The sequence below is a fragment of the Streptomyces sp. NBC_01384 genome, from assembly GCF_045040035.1.
Classification (GTDB): domain Bacteria; phylum Actinomycetota; class Actinomycetes; order Streptomycetales; family Streptomycetaceae; genus Streptomyces.
Genome location: NZ_CP109559.1, coordinates 4371519 through 4391646 on the forward strand (window position 1 = coordinate 4371519; position 20128 = coordinate 4391646).

Sequence of the window (20128 nt, forward strand, 5' to 3'; positions counted from 1 at the left end):
CATGATTGGATGCAACCATGGTTACAACATACCGCTGGGAACCTCAGGAGCCCGAATGATCCGCGCTCCGCATTCCGTGCGAGCCCGGGACAGTCATGCCCGCTGACCGGGCGGTACGCGACCCGGGCGAGTGGGTCCTGCTCTCCTACCGCCTGCCCCGCGAACCCTCCACGCCCCGCATCGCCGTCTGGCGCAAGCTGAAGCGGCTGGGTGTCGCCCAGCTCTCCGACGGGCTCGTGGCGCTGCCCGCCGACGCCCGGACCCGCGAGCAGCTGGAGTGGATCGCGGACGAGGCGATCGAGGCGGGCGGCACCGCCTCGATCTGGCTCGCCCGGCCCGCGACGCTCACGCAGGAGCACGAGCTGGCCACCGGCATGGCGGACGCCCGCGCCGCCGAATACCAGAGCATCATCGACCAGGCCGCCCAAGCCACGGCGAGCGGCGCGAGCACCACCACGGCCGTGCGGCGACTCCGCGCCGAACTGCGGCGCATCGGCCGCCGCGACTTCTTCCCGCCGCCCGAACGCGACCGGGCCCACGCCGCCGTACGAGCCCTTGCCGACGAATCCGGCACACCCGACGGTTCCGGGACCGACGAACCGAACCAACCCGAGACTGACGACGCCGACGGCGTACCGCTGGAGACTCCGCACCACCAGGAGGAAAAGTCATGAAGTGGGCAACCCGCGCCGGAATCCACATCGACCGCGCTGCCTGTTCCTGGCTGATCCGCCGCCACGTCGACAAGAAGGCGGAGTTCGTCTTCGTGACTGACCCCGCCCAAGTCCCCGAGCACGCGACGCCGTTCGACATGCGCGGCGTGGACCTCGGCCACCACGGCGGGGACTGCTCCTTCGAGACGATCCTGCGCCGCTACGAGCTGACCGACCCGGTGCTGTGGAAGCTCGCCGAGATCGTGCACGAGGCCGACCTCGACGACGAACGCTACGACGCCCCCGAAGCACCGGGCATGGACGTGGCCCTGCGCGGCCTGTCCATGATCTGCGACGACGAACGCATCCTCGAACTGACCGGCCCGCTCTTCGACGGCCTGTACGAGTACCACCGCCGCGCCACGCTGACAGGGCGGGACCCCGCGTGACCACTCACCCCACCGCGGAGTCCGTGTCCGTCGTCGCAACCGACAGCGGACGCGACATCGTCCCCTTCCGAACGGCGGTACGCACCTGGTTCGCGATATCCCTGCAGACCTTCGGCGGACCGGCCGGCCAGATCGCGGTCATGCAGCGCGCCCTGGTGGAGGAGAAACGCTGGATCGGCCGGCAGCGGTTCAACCACGCCCTGAGCTACTGCATGCTCCTGCCCGGCCCCGAGGCCCAGCAACTGGCCATCTAAATCGGATGGTTGCTCAACGGCACCCGCGGTGGCCCGGCCGCGGGCACCCTGTTCGCGCTGCCCGGTGTACTCGCCCTGCTGGGCCTGTCCGCCCTCTACGTCGCCTTCGGTACGACCGCGGCCGTCACCGGTCTGTTCGCCGGGCTCGCCCCGGCCGTGGTCGCGATCGTCGCCCAGGCGGTGTGGCGGGTCGGCCGCCGCTCCCTGACCCACCCCGCCCTCATCGCCCTCGCGGTCGCCTCCTTCTCCGCGCTCGCACTCTTCGCCGTCCCCTTCCCCCTGGTCAACGTGGCCGCGGCGCTCATTGGCCGGCTGCTGGCCCGCCTCGCTCCGCACACCCTGCGTCCTGCCGCCGCGCACTCCGCCGACGACGGTTCCTCGCCCCCGAAACACCTGAAACTGCACCCACTTGAGGAACCGGCGAAGCTCAGGGCACGCGGTAGAAACCGAAATATCTCGGCGCCGCCCGCTCAACCCAGCAGCAGATCCGGGCTCTACGTACGGAGTGCCGGTGCTCGATCCCTGGATAAAGACCGTGATCATCCACGGCAGCTGTAGTTCTTGATCACGGCTTCTCCGTCACGGCGTCGCGGCGGCGGTGGGTTTCGGCGGCCTGGTGCTGGTGCTGGTGCTGGTGGTGGCGGCGCGAGGCGGACTGCAGCAGCCCAGGAACTCGCGAGGCTCCACAACAGAACGCGGGGGCGCACCCGGACTCCCGAATTGACCTTGAAATGTCCGGAAAAGACCCCTATACCGTCAGGCGTAATGGGGTCATTGGGCAAGAAAAGGGGAAGTCGACCGAGTGCAATACGACCAATCGCGACATAAGAGGCAGCGAACCTTTTCGGCCATTACCACAGATGTGCCTTTACTTTCAAATCTCGAACACCGAGGATCTCCCTATCGCTCACTGGACGCAGGTAAAGGGGGAATGTTTCATGAGGACTCTTGGTAAAATAATGGCTCTCGCCGCTATGGGCGCGACCATGACTGCCGGAGCTCTTACTTCGCCGGCCAGTGCGACAGTCGACCAGTCGTCGTCGGCCAGAACGGCAACCCGCCAGGCACCCAAGTTCTTGGGACACCCCAAGGCATGGGGAGAGGTCACCTTCAAGGTTTCCGCGACGAGTGTGACCCCGAAAACCGTCGTCAGCGCCGGCGGCGGAACATGGAGTTACGGCACCGTAGCCGACAGCAGTGGCCTCAAGGGCTGCTACTCCGACTACCTCCACAATTCGAAGTACCACTCGGCAACAGCGATCATAGCCAACGGCACCGACAAGGAATACGCTAATTCCGGTTACTGGGCAGACGCCTACGCCTACGCCGGTTGGGCGTACACGTGCCACGTGTACTGGTCCACGTACTAAGAGCTTCCAGGCTCTAGTGCCGTTGCGGTCCCGGCCACTCTCGGTTCTCCGCCGAGATGGCCGGGACATCCGCCATTGCAGCAACGGAACCGCCACGCCAGGCTCTCCTGCCTGGACATCGAAAAGGACTTTTCGAACATCGTGTTCTCTTCACGATCCCGTGTCATGGCATCTGCGGCCGTATTGACAATCGGCGCGACACTCGGGACCCTCGCCCCCCTTCTTGGCACGGTCGGCAGCCCGATAGGACATGTGGCAGATCTCATCCTGTCCGCTGGATGGACCTGGGCGGCATTGGCTTTCTGTGTCGGGCTCGCGCGAAAATCCAGGATGGAATCCGTCATTCTGGCCCCCGCGTCCCTGATCACGGCCGTGATCGCTTATTATGTCACCAAACTGGGCCAGGGAGAGTTCCGGACACTGGACCTGAATAACCCTTCGGCGACAACAACGCAGATTGAGTGGTCTGCCTTCTTGTCGAAAACGGTAGTCTGGTGCATAGCCGCCTGCCTTCTCGGCTCTCTTTTGGGATTGGCTGGGAACCTGGCGCGAAATCACGGACTTCGCGGCCTTCCCTTTCGGGTGCTGGTTCCACTGGTGGCTGTCGTCGATACGACACAGCGACTCAATTTCGATGCTCCGCTGGAAGGAACAGTCGCCACTACGACATGGAGCGTCATCCGCTTCATTGCGGTGGCTGTCATCCTCGCCCTGGTGGGGCACACGGTGATCACCTGGCGGTCCCGGCCTTCCGCCGGGCAAGCGCGAAGGTAGGCGCGATCCTGCCTCGACGCCCCACGCGTACCGTGCGTATCTGCGCCTCGCGGCCCCGTTGCCCGGACCGTGCCCCCTGTTCCCCTGGCCGGCAATTCATTCGCCGTTCCCGGACCGGCGTCCTACGCTCGGCCTCAGACCTCCAAACCCCTGGTCGCCATCCTCAGTCACGGCAGCTGTAGTTCTTGATCGCTGACGTGCTCGCGCTGGTCAGCGGCTTGCCGGGGTGCCCATCGGGCATGAGAACAGCCGCCGTGATCAAGGCCGTTTGTGACGACGTACCGGGAAGGGGCATGTCCTGACGATTCTGTCCGCGACGGCCCGACTCGAGAACCCGGAACCGACCGACGCGCCGGAGCCGCTGCGCAACCGGATGCAGGGGGAGCGGGACCGCTGGGCGGAGCAGGTGGAGGAGTCGAACTCCTAAAGCGAGTGTCACAGTGTCTGAGCGTGCCCCGGGCGCCGCGCACAGCTCCAGGACTCAAAAGGGCCGGGGCTGCGGTGGGACGCCGGCCCCTTGACCGCGGTCACCCGCGGGAGGAAGATCCGTCTGCCGATCAAGGAGGCGTGATGCTGCGGTTCATGGACTGGTCCGTAGTCGCGATGGGGTGCGCGCTGGTCCTCGCGAGTATCGGCAGTCGGTGGTGGGAGCGGACCACGGTTCGGAAGGGAGCGAGTCCCGATCAGGACATGCGCTTCTTTCGGGCATGGCTCCCCCTCCTCATGGGCCTGGGGATGATCGGCGGCAAGGTGCCGAACCTGTTGCTCGCGCCCCACTCCGTCGTCATGATCGTGGACACTCTCAACGTCGTGCTGGCGGTCACGGTCCTGGTCTTGGCCCTCCGGGCGGCGCGTCGCTTCTTTCGGACGCGCGGTCTTCGCACCCTCGAATGACGGCAACGCTGACGGCAGTCGGGTCGGGGCAGGGCCCGGCGGTCGAGCTTGCCGTTGGGGGGCAGCGGGAACGCGTCGAGCACGACCACGGCGGCCGGCACCATGTGCCTGGGCAGCCGCTCCGCCACATGCTCGCGGACGGCCGCCGGAGCCGGTGATCCCCCGCCCTGCTCCACCACATAGGCAACCAGACAAGCGGCTCCCGAGGGGTCGTCACGGACGACGACCTCGGCCTGGGTGACACCCGGACAGCCGGCGACGGCGTCCCTGACCTCCGCCGGTTCGATCCGGATACCCCTGATCTTGACCTGGTGGTCGGTACGGCCCAGGTACTCCGAACGGGGAAGACCCAGTCATCGGCCAGGTCGGCGGTCTGCCAGGGCACGCCTTCACGTTCGCCGAACCGTGCGTGAAAGGGTTCGGCCTCGGCGATGGTCCGCCGGAGTGCGGCTTCGAACTTCTCCGCGTCGATCAGTCCGCGGATCTCCAGGTATTCACCGATGCGAGACTGCTGCCCTTTCGGATTCACCTGCTCGGCCAACCATATCTCGTACTGGGCGGCCGAAATTGGCAGACGTGTGCCGTCCAACTCCTTCCCCCGTAAATCACGTTGTGCAGATATTTCAGAGACTGGACCGCACCGCTGAACCCTCCCATGCGCCGGATCAGCCGCACCTCATGCGTCCAGCAGTACATATTCAACAACGATGGCGTACGTCACATCCGATCGGCCCGGTCGTCCCGGGGCTCAAGTCGCGGTGAGAGTCACCCCATCTCTCGGCAAAAGGAACACCGCGAACTTGCCTGAAGTCCGGAGCGCCACCGAAGATCACTCGTCGGCGGGATTGACCAACTCGCCGTCATGGAAGCACATCACGGGGGACAAAATTGGACTTCCGCATACTCGGACCACTGGAGATCGCGGCGGCCGGCCGCTCCACCTCACCGGGCCCGGGCGCCCTCAAACAGCGGGCGCTGCTGGCGCTGCTGTGCCTGAACGCCGAGCGAGTCGTCTCCACCCAGCAGTTGACCGACCTGCTCTGGGCGGACAACCCGCCGCGCACCGCGGCCACCGCTCTGCAGGTCTACGTGTCCAGGCTGCGCAAGCACCTGTCGGCACTGGGCGCGGACCCGGGCGTCCTGGCCACGCGGGCTCCCGGCTACCTCCTGGACCTGGGGCAGCGGCATGAACTGGACCTGCACCGCTTCGAGTCCACGGTGGCCAGGGCCCACCGCTTGACCGCCGTCGGACGGTTGGAGGAGGCCTCGGAGCTGCTGGCCCTGGCCATCGCGCTGTGGCGCGGGCCGGCCCTCGCCGACGTGCGCGGCCTGCCGGTGCTGGACGATCTGGGCCACCAACTGGACGAGAAGCGGAATTCCGCTCACGAGCTGTGGGTGGAAACCGAACTCCGGCTCGGCCGGAACGCCTGGGTGATCAGCGAAGCCTATGGGCTGGTCGCGGACCAGCCGTTGTGGGAGAACCTCTATCTCTATCTGATGGTGGCTCTCTACCGAAGTGGCCGCACCGCCGATGCACTCGGCGTCTACAACACCCTCCGGAACAAGCTCGTCGAAGGGCTCGGCATGGAACCGAGCCTCCGGCTCCGGCAGGTGCAGCGAGCCGTTCTCTCCCGGGCCTCCTGGCTCGAGGACAAGGCCGCCCTTCCGCTGGTCTCGTAAGTCTCAGACCGCGGGCCGGACGTCCTCGGCCAGGGTGGGCCTCAGCGAGGTGCGCCGCCCGGGGCGTTTGGCCCGCGGTAGTTCCAGCGTGATGAACGCCTCCGCCCGCATGATGGCGAGGCCGATCCTGGGCAGGTCTCGGGCCTGCGGATACACCAGGAACCGCGGCTCCCAGCGCGGCTGGAACTTGGCGTTGAACTTGTAGAGCGACTCGATCTGGAACCAGCGCGAGGAGAAGACCAGCAGTCCGCGCCACACGCGCAGCACCGGTCCGGCGCCGAGTCGCTCACCCCTGGCCAGGGCCGAGCGGAACATCGCGAAGTTCAGTGACACGCGACGCACGCCCATCTGCTGCGCCGCCTGCAAGGCCGCGACAATCAGCAGCTCGTTGAGGCCGGGGTCGGCGGAGCGGTCGCGTCTCATCAGGTCCAGGGAGATGTCCTCAGGCCCCCAGGGCACGAAGTGCAGTATCGCCTTCAGGTCATCGCCGGCCGGGTCCTCCCCCGCTGCCTCATCGGGGGCCTTGTGGGCGGTGACGACGACGCACTCGTCGTCCGCGGGATCGCCGAACCGGCCCAGCGCGGTGGAGAACCCGCGCTCCACGGTGGTTCCGCGCCACTGTGCCGCGGCGTCACCGATCCGCTGCCGCTCCGTGTCGTCCAGTTCGGAGACCCGGCGGACCCGGCAGACGTACCCGCCCCGCTCGATCCGCTTCACCATCTGCCGGACGTTGCGCATGGCGCGTCCCGAGAGCGAGAAGTCGGCCGTGTCGACCACCGCCTCGTCGCCCAGTTCCAGCGCGTCCAGTCCGGTCTCCCTGGCCCAGATCTCCCCGCCGGTCTCGCTGCAACCGACCACGGCGGGTACCCAGGCGTGCTCGCGGGCCTCGGTCATGAAGGCGTCGATCGCGCCCGGCCAGGCCTCGACGTCGCCGAGCGGGTCGCCGGAGGCCAGCATCACCCCCGAGACCACCCGGTAGGCGATCGCGGCCTTTCCGGAGGGGGAGAACAGCACGCTCTTGTCCCGCCGCAGCGCGAAGTAGCCGAGGGAGTCGCGGGCGCCGTAGCGGTCGAGCAGCGCCCGTACGCGCTCCTCGTCCCCGGCGGTCAGTTCCGGCTCCGGCGTCTCCGGGCGCAGTACGAGCCAGGCGCTGGTCAGGGCGGTCAGCAGGCCCAGGGCGCCCAGCGAGTAGCCCACCAGATCGGCGATCCGACCGGAGGTGTACCCGACCGGCCCCTCGAAGCCGAACAGCCCGTACACCACGTGCTCCAGCCGTTGCGGGAAGCTGTACGACCGGCGCTCGCTCGACGGGTGGACGCTGACGATGACCAGGCCGAGCAGGACGCTGAGGGTGCCCAGGCCGAGGAAATTGGCGAGCGCCCTCAGCCGGGTGCGCGGGTCGGCCTTGGCGTAGAACTCCTGTCGGTGGACGAGGATCAGCCCCAGCAGCACCAGCGCGATGAGCGCCGTAACCGGCTCATGGCGGTGCAGCAGGTGAAGTGCCGCACTCAGCGGCAGCAGCAGCACCACCGCGCGCCAGGCCCGGCGCTTGCGGCGGCGCAGCGCGTGGGCCAGCAGGACCAGCAGCAGTCCGCTCGTCAGCTGACCCACCGCGGCGAGAGTGGTCACCCCGCCAGGAAGCTCACCGAGCCAGTCGTGGACCCGGGAGTGCCGGAAGCCGGGAAAGAGGGCACTCACCAGATCCAGGACACCGATCAGCCGGCAGACGTGGCCCGCCGCTGACGGAACCCATGGCCGCCCGTTCCGATAACGCTCGTTCATGCTCCAACCCTAGAGGCAGAAAAGGTCCGATTCCGCTGCCTTACCGATTCATTTCGGGGGCCGTTAGCGCGGGTTTAGCTTCTTCTCGAAGAACCCATCACAGAGTAAAAACTGCGCAAGCCGCAGCGGGAAGAACAACAAGACACGTCCTTGGATTTGAGCTTTACCTGAGCCTGGAGGGTCGAACTCCGTTTCGCGGCCAGGAATTTCGTTGAGTGCCGTGCCGAGTCATGGCTAGCATGAGCGCACTCCCCGGTTGCTCAAGGCCATTTCGCGCCGTATCGAGCCTTGGGAGTACGTGCGCACTTTTCTGCGCATCGATTCGCGCAACTCCTTGAATGTGTCACCACTCGAAGGGAACCACCATGAACGGCAAGCGTGCCGTCGCCGGTGCGGTGATCGCGGCTCTCGCCGCGGTCGGCGGCGCCGCGACTCCGATCAGCCGGTGCTTCCTGCTCGCGGCATGACCCCGGTGGCGATGACGGCGGGACAGGACGGTGCGGCCGATGCGTGACAGGACCGGGGAAGCGGCGAACGCCGCGCCGGACGCCCTGTACCGGTTCCTCACCGCCGAGCCCGCCGACCGGGAACGCCTGGCGCCGCGCGTGGTCGCCGCCGTGGGCCGGGAGCGGCTCGACGAGATCGTGGACACCACGCTCGGACGGGTCGGCGAGGTCACCGGCGTGCGCGACAGCCGCGACGGACTGGTGATCGAAGGCACCCGGGGGCGGGCCCTCGCCTTCGCCGCCACCAGGGACGGCCATGAGCTGGACGGGCTCCTGATCGCCCCCGGCGCACACCTCCCGGCACGCCTGCGCACCGACTGGGTGCGCCCGGCTCTGGCCTGGACCGTGCTGGTGCTGCTGTTCGTCGTGCGCATCGACGCCTGCTGGGAGGCCCCCTCCCGGATCGCCTGGTGCGGCCGCCTGCTGATCGTCGCGGCCGGATACCTGGTCGTGGAGGGCTGGCGTGCCCCCGCCCTGTTTCCGTGGTGGATACGCCGGCCGCTGGAGGCCGGGGCGCTCGTCGCCCTCGCCTCCGCCTGGCGGCTGCCGGGGCTGCCCACGTCGGGCGGTGCCCCCGAACTGGTCGTGGGGGCCGCCCTGGTCGCCGTCCTCGGCGTACTCCTGATCCGGGCACGGCGTCACCGCTGGGGGACGGCCGTCTCCCGGCCCCTCGTCTTCCCCTTGCGGGGCGGCAGTTGGTACGTGGGGCAGGGAGGCGGACGCAGCCTCAACCATCACGTCGCCGTCCCCGAGCAACGCGGCGCCCTGGACGTGGTCCAGGTCGGCCCGGGCGGGACGCGCGGGCGTCACCGCGCCCGCAGCCAGGGCATGCGCGGCAAGAACGAGCGCTACCGCATCTACGGGCAGCCCGTGCACGCACCCTGCGACGGTACGGTCGTCTCCGCCGCCGATCACATCGACGACCAGGAACCCGGCGCCATCCGCTACCAACCCCTGTACGGCAACCACGTGTGGATCGACACGGGCGCCGAGATCGTCAAGCTCGCCCATCTGCGCCCCGGCACCGTGACCGTGAGCACCGGCGACCCCGTGCGCGTCGGGCAGGTGCTCGGCGAGGTCGGGAACTCCGGCAACAGCAGCGAGCCGCACCTGCACCTCCACGCCGAGCGCGACGGCCTCGGCCTCGACCTGGAGTTCCAGGGGGTCTCAGGCCCGCTGTGCCGGGGCCGGACCGTCCGCGCGTAGGCATCCCATGGCCGTCGCATCGCCCCACCTGCAGCTCACGACGACCGGCTACCTGACGGTGTGCAAAGGCACCAAGAACACGGCCGACTGCGCATCCTGGCTGAGCATCACCTCGTGCCCCATCAGCGCACCGCGTACCGATACTTCCAGCTCTTGATCCAGTCCTCCATCGCGGCCTTCCGCTCGTCGAGATGGACCGCCGGGCCGGGGTCGGTCTGGCGGTCGATCGACGCCGAAGGCACGACCCGGTCGCGGAACACGGCGGCAGTGGAGGACGTCGCGCACCTGTTGGTGCGCTGTCTGCGGGCCGAGGGCGCCGGGCTCGGATCTCTGCGAGGTTGAACTCCCAAGTACCGTGCGGTGCACAGGACATGCGCACGCAGCCATGCCTCGATACCGTCCACATGCTGGGAATGGGCCGCTCCGACCGTCTGTCGCACCGGGCGAGGACTACGCTGCTGTGCAGACGTCCCAGACCCCGGCGGCATGTCGTTGTCGAGCACAGATCGCCGCGGGGAGCGGGCCCTTCGCCCGTCGCCCGGCGCATCCCTGGAGGGAACCGGGTGGGTCCTCAGTCCTGCCGCGCAGGCCGGCCGGTCGGCCGTTGCTCGACCTCCGCCGAATGTACTCCGCTGCCGGAAGTGGGCCGGCGGTGCCGGGATTCCGGCGCCACCGCATCCGCTGCCGGACGGTCTTCCGAACCGAGGCGTCATGCCCCTTCCGCCGCTCACCGTCTACCGTCACGACCGAAAGAATCGGGCACTGATCACGCTGGCCGGTGAGATCGACCTGGAGACGGTGCCCCTGGTGCGCGCATCACTGGAACGGTGTCTGCGCGACGGCATCCGCACCATCGACGTCGACCTCACCCCCGTCACCTTCTGCGACTGCAGCGGCCTCAACGCCTTCCTCCACGCCTCACAGCGCATCACCGCGGCCGGGGGGACGCTGCGACTGCACCGTCCGCCGCCGACGCTGGCCCTCATGCTCGACGTCGCCGGCTGCGCATTCCTGCTCCTGGGCCTTCCGTTCGGGCAGCTGCCGCCTCCTCCCGGGAACGCCCCGGCCACGACCGCTCCAGTGCCGCCGCACCGGCCTGTTCCGCCGGTGCCTGTCCTCTCGGGCGGTGCGGTGTGACGGCTCGGCCGCATCGGGGACCGTCACGGCAGCCCCGTGGAGACGACAAGCCCGGCGTGGACTCCGGCGTGGATTCCGGCGCGGACGCGGTGCGGTTGCGCCGGGTGAACCGGTGGCTCGTGGAGGACATCCGTGAGGATCTCGGGGATCTGTACGAGGAGTCCTGCGCAACGGCATCGGGTGAGGCACACCGCAGTCCCAGCCGCCAGGACTTCCTGAACCATCTCGCGGGCGACGTCCGCCGGCCGGGGTTCGCCATGGTGATCGCGGAGACGGACAGTCTGATGGGGTGCGCCTTCGGGTTCCCGGTACTCAGCGACGGCCGCTGGTGGCTCGGTTTCGACGGTGCGCTACCACGCACCATTGAGCGGATCACCAAGTCCAGCAGTGTCTTCGCGATCAGCGACACTCTGGTCCGCCCGCACCCGCAGGACCAGAAGCTGGCCCACCGTCTGCAGGAGAGGCTGCTGACCGACCACCAGGCGACCCTCGGCGCCACCTTGGTGGATCAGGCCGACCGCCCGACTCTCGACTCGCTCCGCTCCCGGGGATGGCTGGACGTCGGAGAGGTTCTGAGGCCGACGAACCCCACCACGTTCCGTGCGCTGGTGCTCCCCCTCGGGGAACGGGCCACGGCAAGGCTGGAGGGTCTTGCACACGAAGCCTGGACCCGGTGGCCCGGGTGAGGTCCGACAGCCGGTCGGCCCGGATCCAGGTACTGGTCGCTGAGCAGGCGGCCCGGCGGGGTGCCCGGGTCGGCGTGGTGGATGTGTGCACCGCGGCCGTGGCCGCACTGCCGGTCGGCGGGGCCGGACTTTCCGCGATGTCCAGATCCGCGGCAAGCCATCCGTTGTGCAGCACCGACGATGTCAGCGAACAGTTGGAGGAGCTCCAGCTCACCTTGGGCGAGGGGCCTTGCGTGGACGCCTTCACACAGGGCTCGGCCGTCCTGACGCCCGATCTGCTCACCGCTGAAGTGCAGGACCGCTGGGCCGTGTTCGCCGATGCGGCCCTGGAGGCCGGGGCACGCGCCGTCTTCGCCTTCCCTCTGCAAATGGGAGCGATCAGCCCCGGAGTTCTGGACCTGTACTCCCAAGTCCCGGTCCGGTTGAACGCGGAGGAGCTGGCCGACGCGTCGGCTTTCGCCGACACCGCCACGCTGGTCCTGCTCGACTCCCGGATCGACGGGGAAGAGGGCCCGGCCGACGGATGGTCGACGGACGGTCGTTTCGAGGACCTGGGCGCGTACCGGTCGGAGATCGACCAGGCCACGGGCATGCTCACGGCCCAGCTCGGAGTCAGTGTCGAAGAAGCCTTCGTCCGGCTGCGCGCCTATGCCTACGCGAGAGGACGCCGCCTCGCCGCGGTGGCCGCCGACGTCGTCGCCCACCGGCTCACGTTCCCCCCGGGCGCGGACACGGATCAGACCGACGATGAAGCCTGACACCTTTGCCGGACCAAGAAGCCGAACCAACAATCCAAACCCGCAAACCGAACCCGAGAATCGCGCCCAAGAACCAGACCAGGAACCGGACCAGGAACCAATCCAAGAAACCGGAAAAGAAGTGAGTTGCGCTTCCCGTCCCTTCATTCGGGCCGGGATCAGTCTCGACGGAGGGTGTACACGATGAATCAGCGACTCCTGGCCAAGACCTTCGTCGAGCTGGCGGACAACCTGGTCGCCGACTTCGACCTGATCGATTTCCTGCGCCTGCTCACCGACCGCTGTGTGGGCATGCTCGGCGCGAGTGCCGCAGGCGTACTGCTCGCGGACCGCGACGGCGAACTCCGCGTCATGGCCGCCTCCGACGAACAAGTGCGCCTGCTGGAGCTCTTCCAGCTGCAGAACGACGAAGGGCCCTGCCTGGACTCCTTCCACACCGGCGCACCGGTGATCGTCGCCAACCTGAGCGGGGAAGCCGACCGCTGGCCACGCTTTGTCGCGGCGGCCCAGCGCAGCGGGTTCGGGTCGGTCCAGGCCCTGCCGATGCGTCTACGGGACGAGGTCGTCGGGGCCCTGAACCTCTTCCACGCCACCCCGGGCCCCTTCGAGCCGGACGCCACGCCGCTCGCCCAGGCCCTGGCCGACGTCGCCACCATCAGCCTGCTGCAACAGCGCACCGCGCACCGCAGTACCGTCCTCAACGAGCAACTGCAGAGCGCACTGAACAGCCGCGTCCTGATCGAACAGGCCAAGGGAAAACTCGCCGAACGCCGTGGCATCGACATGGAACAAGCCTTCACCACACTGCGCGGTTACGCCCGTGCTCACAACCGGCGCCTGTCCGACCTGGCCCGCGCGTTCATCGACGACTCCGAAGCCCTTCCCGGCCTGAGGTCCTGACCGATGTCACGGCCTGTCAGCAGCGGCTCCCGGACTGTGGTCCGCGGGCTGTGGTTCACAGACTCTGCTTCCCGGGCCGGACGGCCGCCGCCGATGGTGCTCGGCGGCGGCCGTGGTCGCGAGGACGCGAGGCCCCCCGGCCATCGTGTCCTCGCGCGCTGTCCTCCGCGGCGGCGGGGTTGCGGGAGCACCCCTCGTGGAAAACGCCGGGAGGACGGAAGCTGGAGCCGCGTTCTCCGGCGATGCGGCTCCGGCCGGCCTCGATTGCGACTCGGGGGCTGGGAGCCTGGGTGGGGGACTTGCCGGTTCCGTCGATTCCTGACACGGACGAAGTCCCGCCTGCCCTGCTCGGAGCGTAGAGCAGATGCACGACGAGCGGAACAGGGCACGACGTACGCGTTCTCGCCTCGATGCGGCTTCGGAACGGGACGCGGGCGAGGCGGGGGACATGGCTCGCCCGCGAGGACGGGACCGCCGAGGTCGACGCGAAACCCGCCGTCACCGGCGCCCCGGGCGCGGCTTCGGCACGGACCTGGCAGCAGCGGCAGGCAGGGGTGGTGGTGTCCACACGCCCGGACACTTCATCGGTCACCCGCGGCGCTCGCGGTCCCGCCGGTCCTCGCGGTCCCGCCGGTCCTCGCGGTTCCAGCGCGCTCGGTGCTGACGGCTGTAGCGGCGATCCCAGCGGTCCTGACGCTCCCGGCGGTCCCGGTAGTCCTGGTACTCACCGATGTCGGACCCGCCGCCGCGGCCCCGGCCCCCGCCACCGCGGCCGTAACGGGTGGCTCCGAAGACCAACACAGCCGCGGCGACCCACCAGACGGGGTTGAGGAAGCCGAAGCCGAACAAGACCACGATCAGGACGAGAAGCAGAACGAACACAGCGGGCCTCCCCGGGAGCGGAACACAGCATCGGTACCGGGGACTGGGGCCTCACCCCACAGCGTAGTCCTGCCCGAAGACTGCCGATAGCGCGCGACACATGCGTCTACTGCCGGACATCGATGGCCGCTTGGCGCCTGTTGAGGAAATACCGGAAGGGGCTGGCGTGCGACGTGCCGCCCCGGCCCCCGGCAGCGTCGCACCGCGAACGAACTCACCCTGCGGCTCCGACACGCCCTCAACACCTTCGCCGACAGCCCACGTCAGGCGTTGGAAGAGGCCGAGGGCGCATTCGACACGGCCGTCGCTCATCTCGTGAGCGCCCTCGCGGGCGTCATCGTGAGGACGACAGCGGCCATCGCTATGTCCGCCACCGCCGCGATCCAAACCGCCAAGGGGCCGGCCGGGAGCACGTCCGAGCCGCACGGACCGCAGTATCGTTGGTTATGGGTTGGTTCACTCTCACGTGCAACCGCCCGGAAGGGCGGCTCCGGCGTGTTTGCGCCGGAGCCGTTGGCTCATGCCTCGTGAGGGTGCCGCGCCCGGAAGGGAGAGGGCATGATCCAGGCAGCCGATATCCGTGAGTGGCGCGACCATGATGTCGTGGACGCGAAGGGGCGCAAGATCGGCGTGCTCGAAGCGGTCTATGTGGACACCACCACCGACGAACCGGCCGTGGCCACCGTGCGGACCGGGCTGCCCACCCGCCAGCGCCTGGTTTTCGTCCCCCTCGACGAGGCAGTCCTCGGGCCGGGCTACCTCAAGGTCTCCTACGCCAAGAGCCTGGTGAGAAAGGCTCCCTCGATCGGCACGGACGACATCCTGCCCGCCGAGCAGGAGAAGGGGATCTTCCAGCACTACGGCATGACCTACCAGCCAGGCGTGAAGGGCGAACGCCAACTCGCGCGCCGCTGAGCGACCGCGCCCCGTCCCACCCAATCCGGTCCAGCCCAAGGAAGGCGTTCAGGCAATGGTGCTCTTCCTTCTCCTCGTCCTCGTGGCTGTTGTCCTGGGAATCATCGGCGTGGCAGCCGAGAGCCTGGGATATCTGCTGATCATCGGCATCGTGCTTCTCGCGGCCGATGTGGCCATCGCCTACGTCCGATGGTCCCGGCGCGCCGACCATCGCCCCATCCGCTGACGGCGGGCAGCGGGCGACCACGCGTCCGGCACGCCGTGGAACTCGCGCCACGGTAACCGTCCATCGGACTCCGGCCAGGAGTATCCTGGAGATACCGAGGGTACTTCGTACACCGGCTTCGATGCCCGTGCCGTCCCCGGCGATTCACGACACCGGGCCGGTCCTGGCCGGCCCGGGGCAGGGTCCGTGTGATGACCGCAACCACGTTCGGCAAGCCCGCGGTCGAAGACCGGACCTCCCCTTCTTCACCGCCACCTCTCCGGCTGCAGCTGGCGTCGCCCGGCACGGCCCCCGCCCTGATCGACGGCGCATGGTGGCCGCGCTCCCGCGACCTGACGGCCGAACTGCCCGCGCTCACCGCGGTTCTGGACCCGCTGTGGGGGCGGATCACCCGCGTCACCGTGAACCCCACGTTCTGGCCGGTCATCCCCCGCAAGGTTCCCGTCCAGGGCCATGCGGTGAAGGTCGGCTGGTTCGAGGCCGAGCAGGACCCGCACAAACTGCTGCTGCTCTCCTACACCGTCGGCCGCTGGGACCTTCTGGTGATCCCACCCGAGACCGACGCCGTCACGGCCACCCGGCTGATGACCACCGCCACGGACCCCGCACGCAGCCTCACCGCGAGCGGCCTGGTCAAGGAGGCCAAGCTCTTCCGCGTCGCCGCCGAGGCCGAGGCGGCATGGGACTCGACCCGGGAGAAGGTATGGGACTCCGAAGGCGGACACGATGCCCGCCGCACGCCCTCGCGCGGCCCGGCGGCGGCCGTCATCGGCGGCGTGCCGATGACGGCGGAAGGCAAGTGACAGACACGCATCCCAGACCGGGCGTGGGTGAGCCGCGTCCCAGACCGGGCGTGGGTGAGCCGACGGCCCTGACGCCTGCCCGGCGTCAGGGCCGTCGCGCTGCCCCGCGTTCGGAACCGGTGTCTCGCCGGGGTCCGTCCGACGTGCCGCGGGAGTAGCGTGGAGGCATCGAGAGTATTTCGCACACCGGCCGCCATGCCGGTGTCGTTCTCGGCGAGTGACGACACCGGGCCGCCGCCCCAAGCAGCGGCCGGGAGACAGGTACGCGCGATGTCCGCGACCGCCGACCAACCCCCGCTGCGGATCGTGCCCTTCAGGGTTCCGACCGCTCGCATCGCTCTTAAAACCGTGAGCACGTCCCGAGGGCCTCTCGACGGTGCCTGGTGGCCCCGCTCCCGGGACCTGACACACGAACTCTCCGCTCTGGCCGACGTACTGGACCCCCTGTCCGGACGGATCACCCGGATCGCCGTCAACCCGACGCACTGGCCTGCCATCCCGAGCAGCGTGCCCGTCAACGGTCACGTGGTGAAGGTCGGTTGGTTCACGACAGAGCTGGACCCCCACAAGATCCTGCTGCTGTCCCACACCACGGGCAGCTGGAACCTGCTGGTGGTACCACCGGAGACCAGCGCCCCGGCAGCCGGCCGCCTGATGGCCGCCGCGAGCGACAGCTCCGGCCCTCCGACGACCGCGAGCGCGCTTGTGGCAGCGGAACACACCCTCCACGGCAGTTCCATGACTGACCTGGACCAGGATTCCGAGGAAACCTGGGAGGGCGGGGATGACGCCTCCTCCTACCGGGCACCTGCCGCCCGGCCGAGCCGCCTGATCACGGCGAAGTGAGCGTCATGGTCGCCGCCGTGGCCTTCAGCGCCCTGCTGATCCTTACCGTTGCGGCCACCCGTGTGATCACCCGGCTCAGCGCGCAGCACGCGGAAAGCATCGGTCTCCACTCCTACGGCACCCCACCGACCGGGAGGAACATCCCGGGCAAGCCGTCGGACAACCACCTTCCGGACTCGCCGCCGAACCCCCCACGGTCCACCCCCGGCGCGAAACCCGGGACGTCGGCCGAGGCCGACTGAACCCCCGGCGCCGGAACACTCGCCGCCGGGTCCTGTCGCCGAACCCGCGTCGTCGGTCGCCCCGGGACCGGACCCCTACGTCACACACAGTTCTCCGGACAGGGCCCGGAGTAGAGTGAGGGGACAGGGAATCCTTCACACACCGGCTTCCACGCTGGTGCCGTTCTCGCCGAGCCATTGCAGCGGACGGGACGGTGAAGACCCGCCATAAGACGGGTTCGTGCCATGCCCGTGATCGTCGGCCCTACAACCGTCAACGAGCACGTCTCCGGTGATCTCTTCCACGTGGAGACCGTCGTGGCCACTCACTGCGGACACGGCTCCGGCCCCGGCCCCACGGACTCCTCGTCGATGCCCGGCACGAGTGGCGGCAATCATGGCAACACTGCACGAGCGGAAGAGCTACCGCGAAGCGATCATGAAAACGCTGTACGAGGCCACGGAAGGCAATCGCCTCCTTGGCATCACCGGAGCGAGGCTGCATGACGACCTCCAGGTCCCTGAGCAGGATCTGGCCGCGGCCTGCGCATACCTGGTGGGCGAAGAGCTCATCACCGTCGACTGGACGCAAGGAAATACACCCGCGATGGTGATGTTGACGCATCGGGGGATCCGGCTCATGGAGGCCGAAGAGGAGGAACGCGGCTGACGCGCCGCGGGCGCCGCTGACCGATGGCTCCCCCTGGGTGTTGCCACGCCGTTGTTCGCGCTCTACCGGCAGAGTGTTCGCGGCAGCGGCAGCGGCAGGAGCAGAGCTGAGCGATCGGTTGGTAATCCCTGTTCCCTCGGGCCGCGGCTGCGACGTGCATGGCTCGTGAGGACCCCGGTTCCGTGTGTGGCCGCGGTCAGGGGCGCACTGGTGGACAGTCAGTGGTGAGTGTGCACCGCGGTTGGCCAGGCAGCGGGTCTGCGTGCCGTCGGCTCTGTTCATGGTGGTGCGGCTGTCGGCTCACTCCAGGACGGCGAGATGGTCGGCGGCACCCCCGCGCCATTCGATCAGGAAGAGGGTCGCGTCGTCGCTGGTGCGGCCGCCCCGTTGCCGCTTCAGGGCGTGGGAGAGTGAGCGCACCACCGCTCGTACTCCCTTCTCCCCGTGTTCGATGCGATTGACCCAGTGGATGAGCTGTTCCTCGCCGAACTGTTCTTCGCCGGCTTCGTGCTCCTCGATCAGCCCGTCGGTGAAGCACAGCACTCGGTCGCCGCGTTGGAGCATCTGCTGGCTGATCTGGGGATCTTCACCGCCGAAGCCGACCGGCAAGGTGGTCGGGCCTTCCAGCTGCCGGACGACCCGGTGGTTGCGGATCAGCAACGGTGCGGGGTGGCCGGCGTTGACCCACTGCAGGTGGCCCGTTGCGATGTTCAGACGCATCATCTGCGCGGTGACGAAGTGGTCGGGCCCGAACTGCTCGGCGATGGCCCGGTCCATGAACGCGTAGATCTCGGACAGGCCGATGCCGGCACGTCTGGCGTGCCGGTAGGCCCCGACGGCGACGGTCGCCATCGTGGCGGCGTCCAGGCCGTGGCCCATCGCGTCGACCATGGCCAGGTGCAGGATGTCTTCGTTGAGGGCGTAGTCGAAGCTGTCGCCTGCGACGTTGTAGGCGGGCTCCAGGATTCCGGCCACCGCGACCTGCGGGTTGGACATCGCCAGCGGCGGCAGCAGGGACCACTGGATCTCCGCGGCCAGGCTCATCGGTTCGCGGCGCCGGGTGAGGAAGAACTGGTCGGTGTAGCTGTGCTTGGTGACCAGCATGTCGGCGACCAGGCCGGCGAGCCTGCGCAGCAGCCGCCGGTCGTCGTCATCGACGGTGTCCAGGGTGAGGGCCAGCACGCCCACCTGGTCGCTGCCGTCCAGCAACGGCAGGTACATCCGGACGCCGTCGGCCTGCGGCACCTCGGCAGTGATCGCGTACAGGAAGGCCGTGCCGGCGGGAGAGTCATCGATCGGCTCCGGCTCGCCGACCATCAGCCGCCGGCCCAGTAGCGGCACCAGCACCAGCTGGCCGTAGTCCTGCAGCAGGATCGAGACGTCGCGGCCACCGACCCTGGTCACCTCTTCCGCGATCAGCGGGGCGACCAGCTGCGGCGGCATCTCGTGTGCCCGGTCCAACAGCACCCCCAGCAGCCGCTCACCGAACCCTTCCGACCGGTCCACCATGCCCTTGTCGGGCCGCCGCTCACCTTCCGCCACAGCCGCACCCCCGCACCGGCGTCTTCAAAGCCTCGGCCACCATGTCCCTGCTCATCTCGTGCCGCGGATCCAGCGCCCGCCCCGACGCCCGCGGGTCCATCCGGCGGTCACGGCGGATGTGCTCGACCCGCTCACGTGATCTGTACACACGGGCTCCTGACACGGCCGTGACCAACCCGCACAGAGTGACGCGACCGAGCAACCCAAAGAGCCCATTACGCCACACGCGGCATGTCACACATGGTCAGGACACATGGCCCTCCATCGTCAGCGGGCGTCGACCGCCGCGGCCGCCATCAGCGGCTCGGCGTCCGCCGCGTCGACCTCCGGCGGCACGACCAGCAGGTCCCAACGGCCCCGGCCCTGGCTGAGCAGACAGATGGTGTGTCGGCCGTGCGACCCGGCCGTCCTGCGCAGCCGTACGACGTGGTTGGCGACGAGCATGCGTCCGGGCGACATCGGCCACATCGCCGTGTTGACGGTGACGGCGGTGATCTGTCCCCACGCACAGGGCAACGCGCCGATCAGCAGCGGGAGTTCGACGAGGAGATCGCGCGAGCGGGGCCACCATGCCCCGTCGATGCGCCGCGGAAGGTCATGGTGCGGCGCCAGCCGCACGCGGGCGAGGGGCGGGGAGGGCAGGGGTTCGAGGACGGTGGCCATGGAAACTCTCCTGTCTGGGGGCACACCTTCGGCGTGCCGAAGGCTCGCGCGTGTTGATCCGACGGCGAGCGGGACGGCTCGGTCGAGCCGAGCGACGGGCAGGACTCCTTGAACTCGGTGGCCTCGGTGCGAACCGTGCGGCCGGGGGCTCGGGCTGCCTTCGTATGGGGGTGCGCGGGCCCTCAGGCGATGGCCCCGCTCCCGTTGCCGCTCTGGTCGTCGCGGACGAGGCACCGGCGGAGTACGCGGGCGGCTCGACGGTCCGCCACGGAGTGGGCGCCGGCGGTTCGGTCCGTGCGTCGGCCCGTATA

At 68.8% G+C, this 20128-nt stretch carries 23 protein-coding genes and 2 pseudogenes; 18 read left to right on the forward strand and 7 right to left on the reverse strand.

Annotated elements, in window-relative coordinates:
- Positions 1-95: 95 nt before the first annotated feature.
- The 6 genes and pseudogenes from OG747_RS19890 to OG747_RS19915 all read left to right on the forward strand — a co-directional run bounded on the left by OG747_RS19890 (position 96) and on the right by OG747_RS19915 (position 4394).
- Positions 96-674: a Chromate resistance protein ChrB gene (locus OG747_RS19890; protein WP_405880673.1), complete on the forward strand. Its 579-nt coding sequence runs from the start codon at positions 96-98 to the stop codon at positions 672-674.
- Positions 671-1102, forward strand: a complete 432-nt coding sequence (locus OG747_RS19895; protein WP_405880674.1) for a chromate resistance protein ChrB domain-containing protein — start codon at positions 671-673, stop codon at positions 1100-1102. The genes OG747_RS19890 and OG747_RS19895 overlap by 4 nt, the downstream gene beginning before the upstream one ends.
- Before the next feature lie 23 nt (positions 1103-1125).
- Positions 1126-1914 (forward strand): annotated as a pseudogene (locus tag OG747_RS19900) (chromate transporter).
- 572 nt (positions 1915-2486) lie between these two features.
- Positions 2487-2726, forward strand: coding sequence for a lactococcin 972 family bacteriocin (locus OG747_RS19905; RefSeq protein ID WP_405880675.1), 240 nt, complete (start codon positions 2487-2489; stop codon positions 2724-2726).
- 165 nt (positions 2727-2891) lie between these two features.
- Positions 2892-3500, forward strand: coding sequence for a hypothetical protein (locus OG747_RS19910; protein ID WP_405880676.1), 609 nt, complete (start codon positions 2892-2894; stop codon positions 3498-3500).
- A gap of 570 nt (positions 3501-4070) precedes the next feature.
- Positions 4071-4394, forward strand: a complete 324-nt coding sequence (locus OG747_RS19915) for a hypothetical protein (protein ID WP_405880677.1) — start codon at positions 4071-4073, stop codon at positions 4392-4394.
- A 59-nt stretch (positions 4395-4453) separates the two neighbouring features.
- Here OG747_RS19915 and OG747_RS19920 read toward each other — a convergent pair.
- A pseudogene (locus tag OG747_RS19920) lies at positions 4454-4747 on the reverse strand (AMP-binding enzyme); the annotation flags it as partial.
- Positions 4748-5282: 535 nt separating this feature from the next.
- Here OG747_RS19920 and OG747_RS19925 point away from each other — a divergent pair.
- On the forward strand, positions 5283-6074 hold the full coding sequence (locus tag OG747_RS19925; RefSeq protein ID WP_405880679.1) for a BTAD domain-containing putative transcriptional regulator: 792 nt from the start codon (positions 5283-5285) through the stop codon (positions 6072-6074).
- Positions 6075-6077: 3 nt separating this feature from the next.
- Here the strand turns inward: OG747_RS19925 and OG747_RS19930 are convergent, their stop codons facing one another.
- Positions 6078-7856 carry a phosphatidylglycerol lysyltransferase domain-containing protein gene (locus OG747_RS19930; RefSeq protein ID WP_405880680.1) on the reverse strand — a complete coding sequence of 593 codons (1779 nt, stop codon included), beginning with the start codon at positions 7854-7856 and terminating at the stop codon, positions 6078-6080.
- A 506-nt stretch (positions 7857-8362) separates the two neighbouring features.
- Here OG747_RS19930 and OG747_RS19935 point away from each other — a divergent pair.
- Positions 8363-9568, forward strand: a complete 1206-nt coding sequence (locus OG747_RS19935) for a peptidoglycan DD-metalloendopeptidase family protein (protein ID WP_405880681.1) — start codon at positions 8363-8365, stop codon at positions 9566-9568.
- 122 nt (positions 9569-9690) lie between these two features.
- Here the strand turns inward: OG747_RS19935 and OG747_RS19940 are convergent, their stop codons facing one another.
- Positions 9691-9828, reverse strand: a complete 138-nt coding sequence (locus OG747_RS19940; protein WP_405880682.1) for a hypothetical protein — start codon at positions 9826-9828, stop codon at positions 9691-9693.
- A gap of 451 nt (positions 9829-10279) precedes the next feature.
- Here OG747_RS19940 and OG747_RS19945 point away from each other — a divergent pair, with 451 nt between their 5' ends.
- From OG747_RS19945 to OG747_RS19960, 4 genes are all read left to right on the forward strand, one after another.
- On the forward strand, positions 10280-10705 hold the full coding sequence (locus OG747_RS19945; RefSeq protein WP_405880683.1) for an STAS domain-containing protein: 426 nt from the start codon (positions 10280-10282) through the stop codon (positions 10703-10705).
- Positions 10706-10761: 56 nt separating this feature from the next.
- On the forward strand, positions 10762-11391 hold the full coding sequence (locus OG747_RS19950) for a hypothetical protein (protein WP_405880684.1): 630 nt from the start codon (positions 10762-10764) through the stop codon (positions 11389-11391).
- Positions 11388-12149, forward strand: a complete 762-nt coding sequence (locus OG747_RS19955; protein WP_405880685.1) for a GAF and ANTAR domain-containing protein — start codon at positions 11388-11390, stop codon at positions 12147-12149. Before OG747_RS19950 ends, OG747_RS19955 begins: the two co-directional genes overlap by 4 nt.
- 183 nt (positions 12150-12332) lie before the next feature.
- A complete protein-coding gene (locus OG747_RS19960) occupies positions 12333-13049 on the forward strand; it encodes a GAF and ANTAR domain-containing protein (protein WP_405880686.1) in 717 nt (238 codons plus the stop codon).
- Positions 13050-13637: 588 nt separating this feature from the next.
- Here OG747_RS19960 and OG747_RS19965 read toward each other — a convergent pair.
- Positions 13638-13931, reverse strand: a complete 294-nt coding sequence (locus OG747_RS19965; RefSeq protein WP_405880687.1) for a hypothetical protein — start codon at positions 13929-13931, stop codon at positions 13638-13640.
- Positions 13932-14489: 558 nt separating this feature from the next.
- Here OG747_RS19965 and OG747_RS19970 point away from each other — a divergent pair.
- The 5 genes from OG747_RS19970 (at position 14490) to OG747_RS19990 (ending at position 16963) form a co-directional block, all read left to right on the forward strand.
- A complete protein-coding gene (locus OG747_RS19970) occupies positions 14490-14846 on the forward strand; it encodes a PRC-barrel domain-containing protein (RefSeq protein WP_405880688.1) in 357 nt (118 codons plus the stop codon).
- A gap of 55 nt (positions 14847-14901) precedes the next feature.
- A complete protein-coding gene (locus OG747_RS19975) occupies positions 14902-15072 on the forward strand; it encodes a hypothetical protein (RefSeq protein ID WP_405880689.1) in 171 nt (56 codons plus the stop codon).
- Positions 15073-15263: 191 nt separating this feature from the next.
- The gene (locus OG747_RS19980) at positions 15264-15875 is read left to right on the forward strand and encodes a DUF5994 family protein (RefSeq protein ID WP_405880690.1); all 612 of its coding nucleotides are present in this window, start codon (positions 15264-15266) and stop codon (positions 15873-15875) included.
- Between the two features lie 348 nt (positions 15876-16223).
- Positions 16224-16721, forward strand: a complete 498-nt coding sequence (locus tag OG747_RS19985) for a DUF5994 family protein (protein ID WP_405880691.1) — start codon at positions 16224-16226, stop codon at positions 16719-16721.
- On the forward strand, positions 16718-16963 hold the full coding sequence (locus OG747_RS19990; RefSeq protein WP_405880693.1) for a hypothetical protein: 246 nt from the start codon (positions 16718-16720) through the stop codon (positions 16961-16963). Before OG747_RS19985 ends, OG747_RS19990 begins: the two co-directional genes overlap by 4 nt.
- 135 nt (positions 16964-17098) lie before the next feature.
- Here OG747_RS19990 and OG747_RS19995 read toward each other — a convergent pair whose 3' ends face one another.
- On the reverse strand, positions 17099-17248 hold the full coding sequence (locus OG747_RS19995; RefSeq protein ID WP_405880694.1) for a hypothetical protein: 150 nt from the start codon (positions 17246-17248) through the stop codon (positions 17099-17101).
- A 91-nt stretch (positions 17249-17339) separates the two neighbouring features.
- On the opposite strand from OG747_RS19995, the gene OG747_RS20000 reads away from it, so the two are divergent.
- Positions 17340-17612 carry a hypothetical protein gene (locus OG747_RS20000; protein WP_405880695.1) on the forward strand — a complete coding sequence of 91 codons (273 nt, stop codon included), beginning with the start codon at positions 17340-17342 and terminating at the stop codon, positions 17610-17612.
- 300 nt (positions 17613-17912) lie between these two features.
- Here the strand turns inward: OG747_RS20000 and OG747_RS20005 are convergent, their stop codons facing one another.
- On the reverse strand, positions 17913-19154 hold the full coding sequence (locus OG747_RS20005; RefSeq protein WP_405880696.1) for a PP2C family protein-serine/threonine phosphatase: 1242 nt from the start codon (positions 19152-19154) through the stop codon (positions 17913-17915).
- Positions 19155-19421: 267 nt separating this feature from the next.
- Complete coding sequence (locus tag OG747_RS20010) at positions 19422-19817, reverse strand: DUF5994 family protein (protein WP_405880697.1); 396 nt, start codon at positions 19815-19817, stop codon at positions 19422-19424.
- Positions 19818-20128 lie beyond the last annotated feature (311 nt).

Coding starts and splice junctions, on each gene's coding strand:
- OG747_RS19910 (WP_405880676.1), top strand. CDS start 2,892: ATGGCATCTGCGGCCGTATTGACAATCGGCGCGACACTCGGGACCCTC.
- OG747_RS19890 (WP_405880673.1), top strand. CDS start 96: ATGCCCGCTGACCGGGCGGTACGCGACCCGGGCGAGTGGGTCCTGCTC.
- OG747_RS19935 (WP_405880681.1), top strand. CDS start 8,363: ATGCGTGACAGGACCGGGGAAGCGGCGAACGCCGCGCCGGACGCCCTG.
- OG747_RS19980 (WP_405880690.1), top strand. CDS start 15,264: ATGACCGCAACCACGTTCGGCAAGCCCGCGGTCGAAGACCGGACCTCC.
- OG747_RS19895 (WP_405880674.1), top strand. CDS start 671: ATGAAGTGGGCAACCCGCGCCGGAATCCACATCGACCGCGCTGCCTGT.
- OG747_RS19975 (WP_405880689.1), top strand. CDS start 14,902: ATGGTGCTCTTCCTTCTCCTCGTCCTCGTGGCTGTTGTCCTGGGAATC.
- OG747_RS19945 (WP_405880683.1), top strand. CDS start 10,280: ATGCCCCTTCCGCCGCTCACCGTCTACCGTCACGACCGAAAGAATCGG.
- OG747_RS20010 (WP_405880697.1), bottom strand. CDS start 19,817: ATGGCCACCGTCCTCGAACCCCTGCCCTCCCCGCCCCTCGCCCGCGTG.
- OG747_RS20000 (WP_405880695.1), top strand. CDS start 17,340: ATGGCAACACTGCACGAGCGGAAGAGCTACCGCGAAGCGATCATGAAA.
- OG747_RS19960 (WP_405880686.1), top strand. CDS start 12,333: ATGAATCAGCGACTCCTGGCCAAGACCTTCGTCGAGCTGGCGGACAAC.
- OG747_RS19915 (WP_405880677.1), top strand. CDS start 4,071: ATGCTGCGGTTCATGGACTGGTCCGTAGTCGCGATGGGGTGCGCGCTG.
- OG747_RS19930 (WP_405880680.1), bottom strand. CDS start 7,856: ATGAACGAGCGTTATCGGAACGGGCGGCCATGGGTTCCGTCAGCGGCG.
- OG747_RS19970 (WP_405880688.1), top strand. CDS start 14,490: ATGATCCAGGCAGCCGATATCCGTGAGTGGCGCGACCATGATGTCGTG.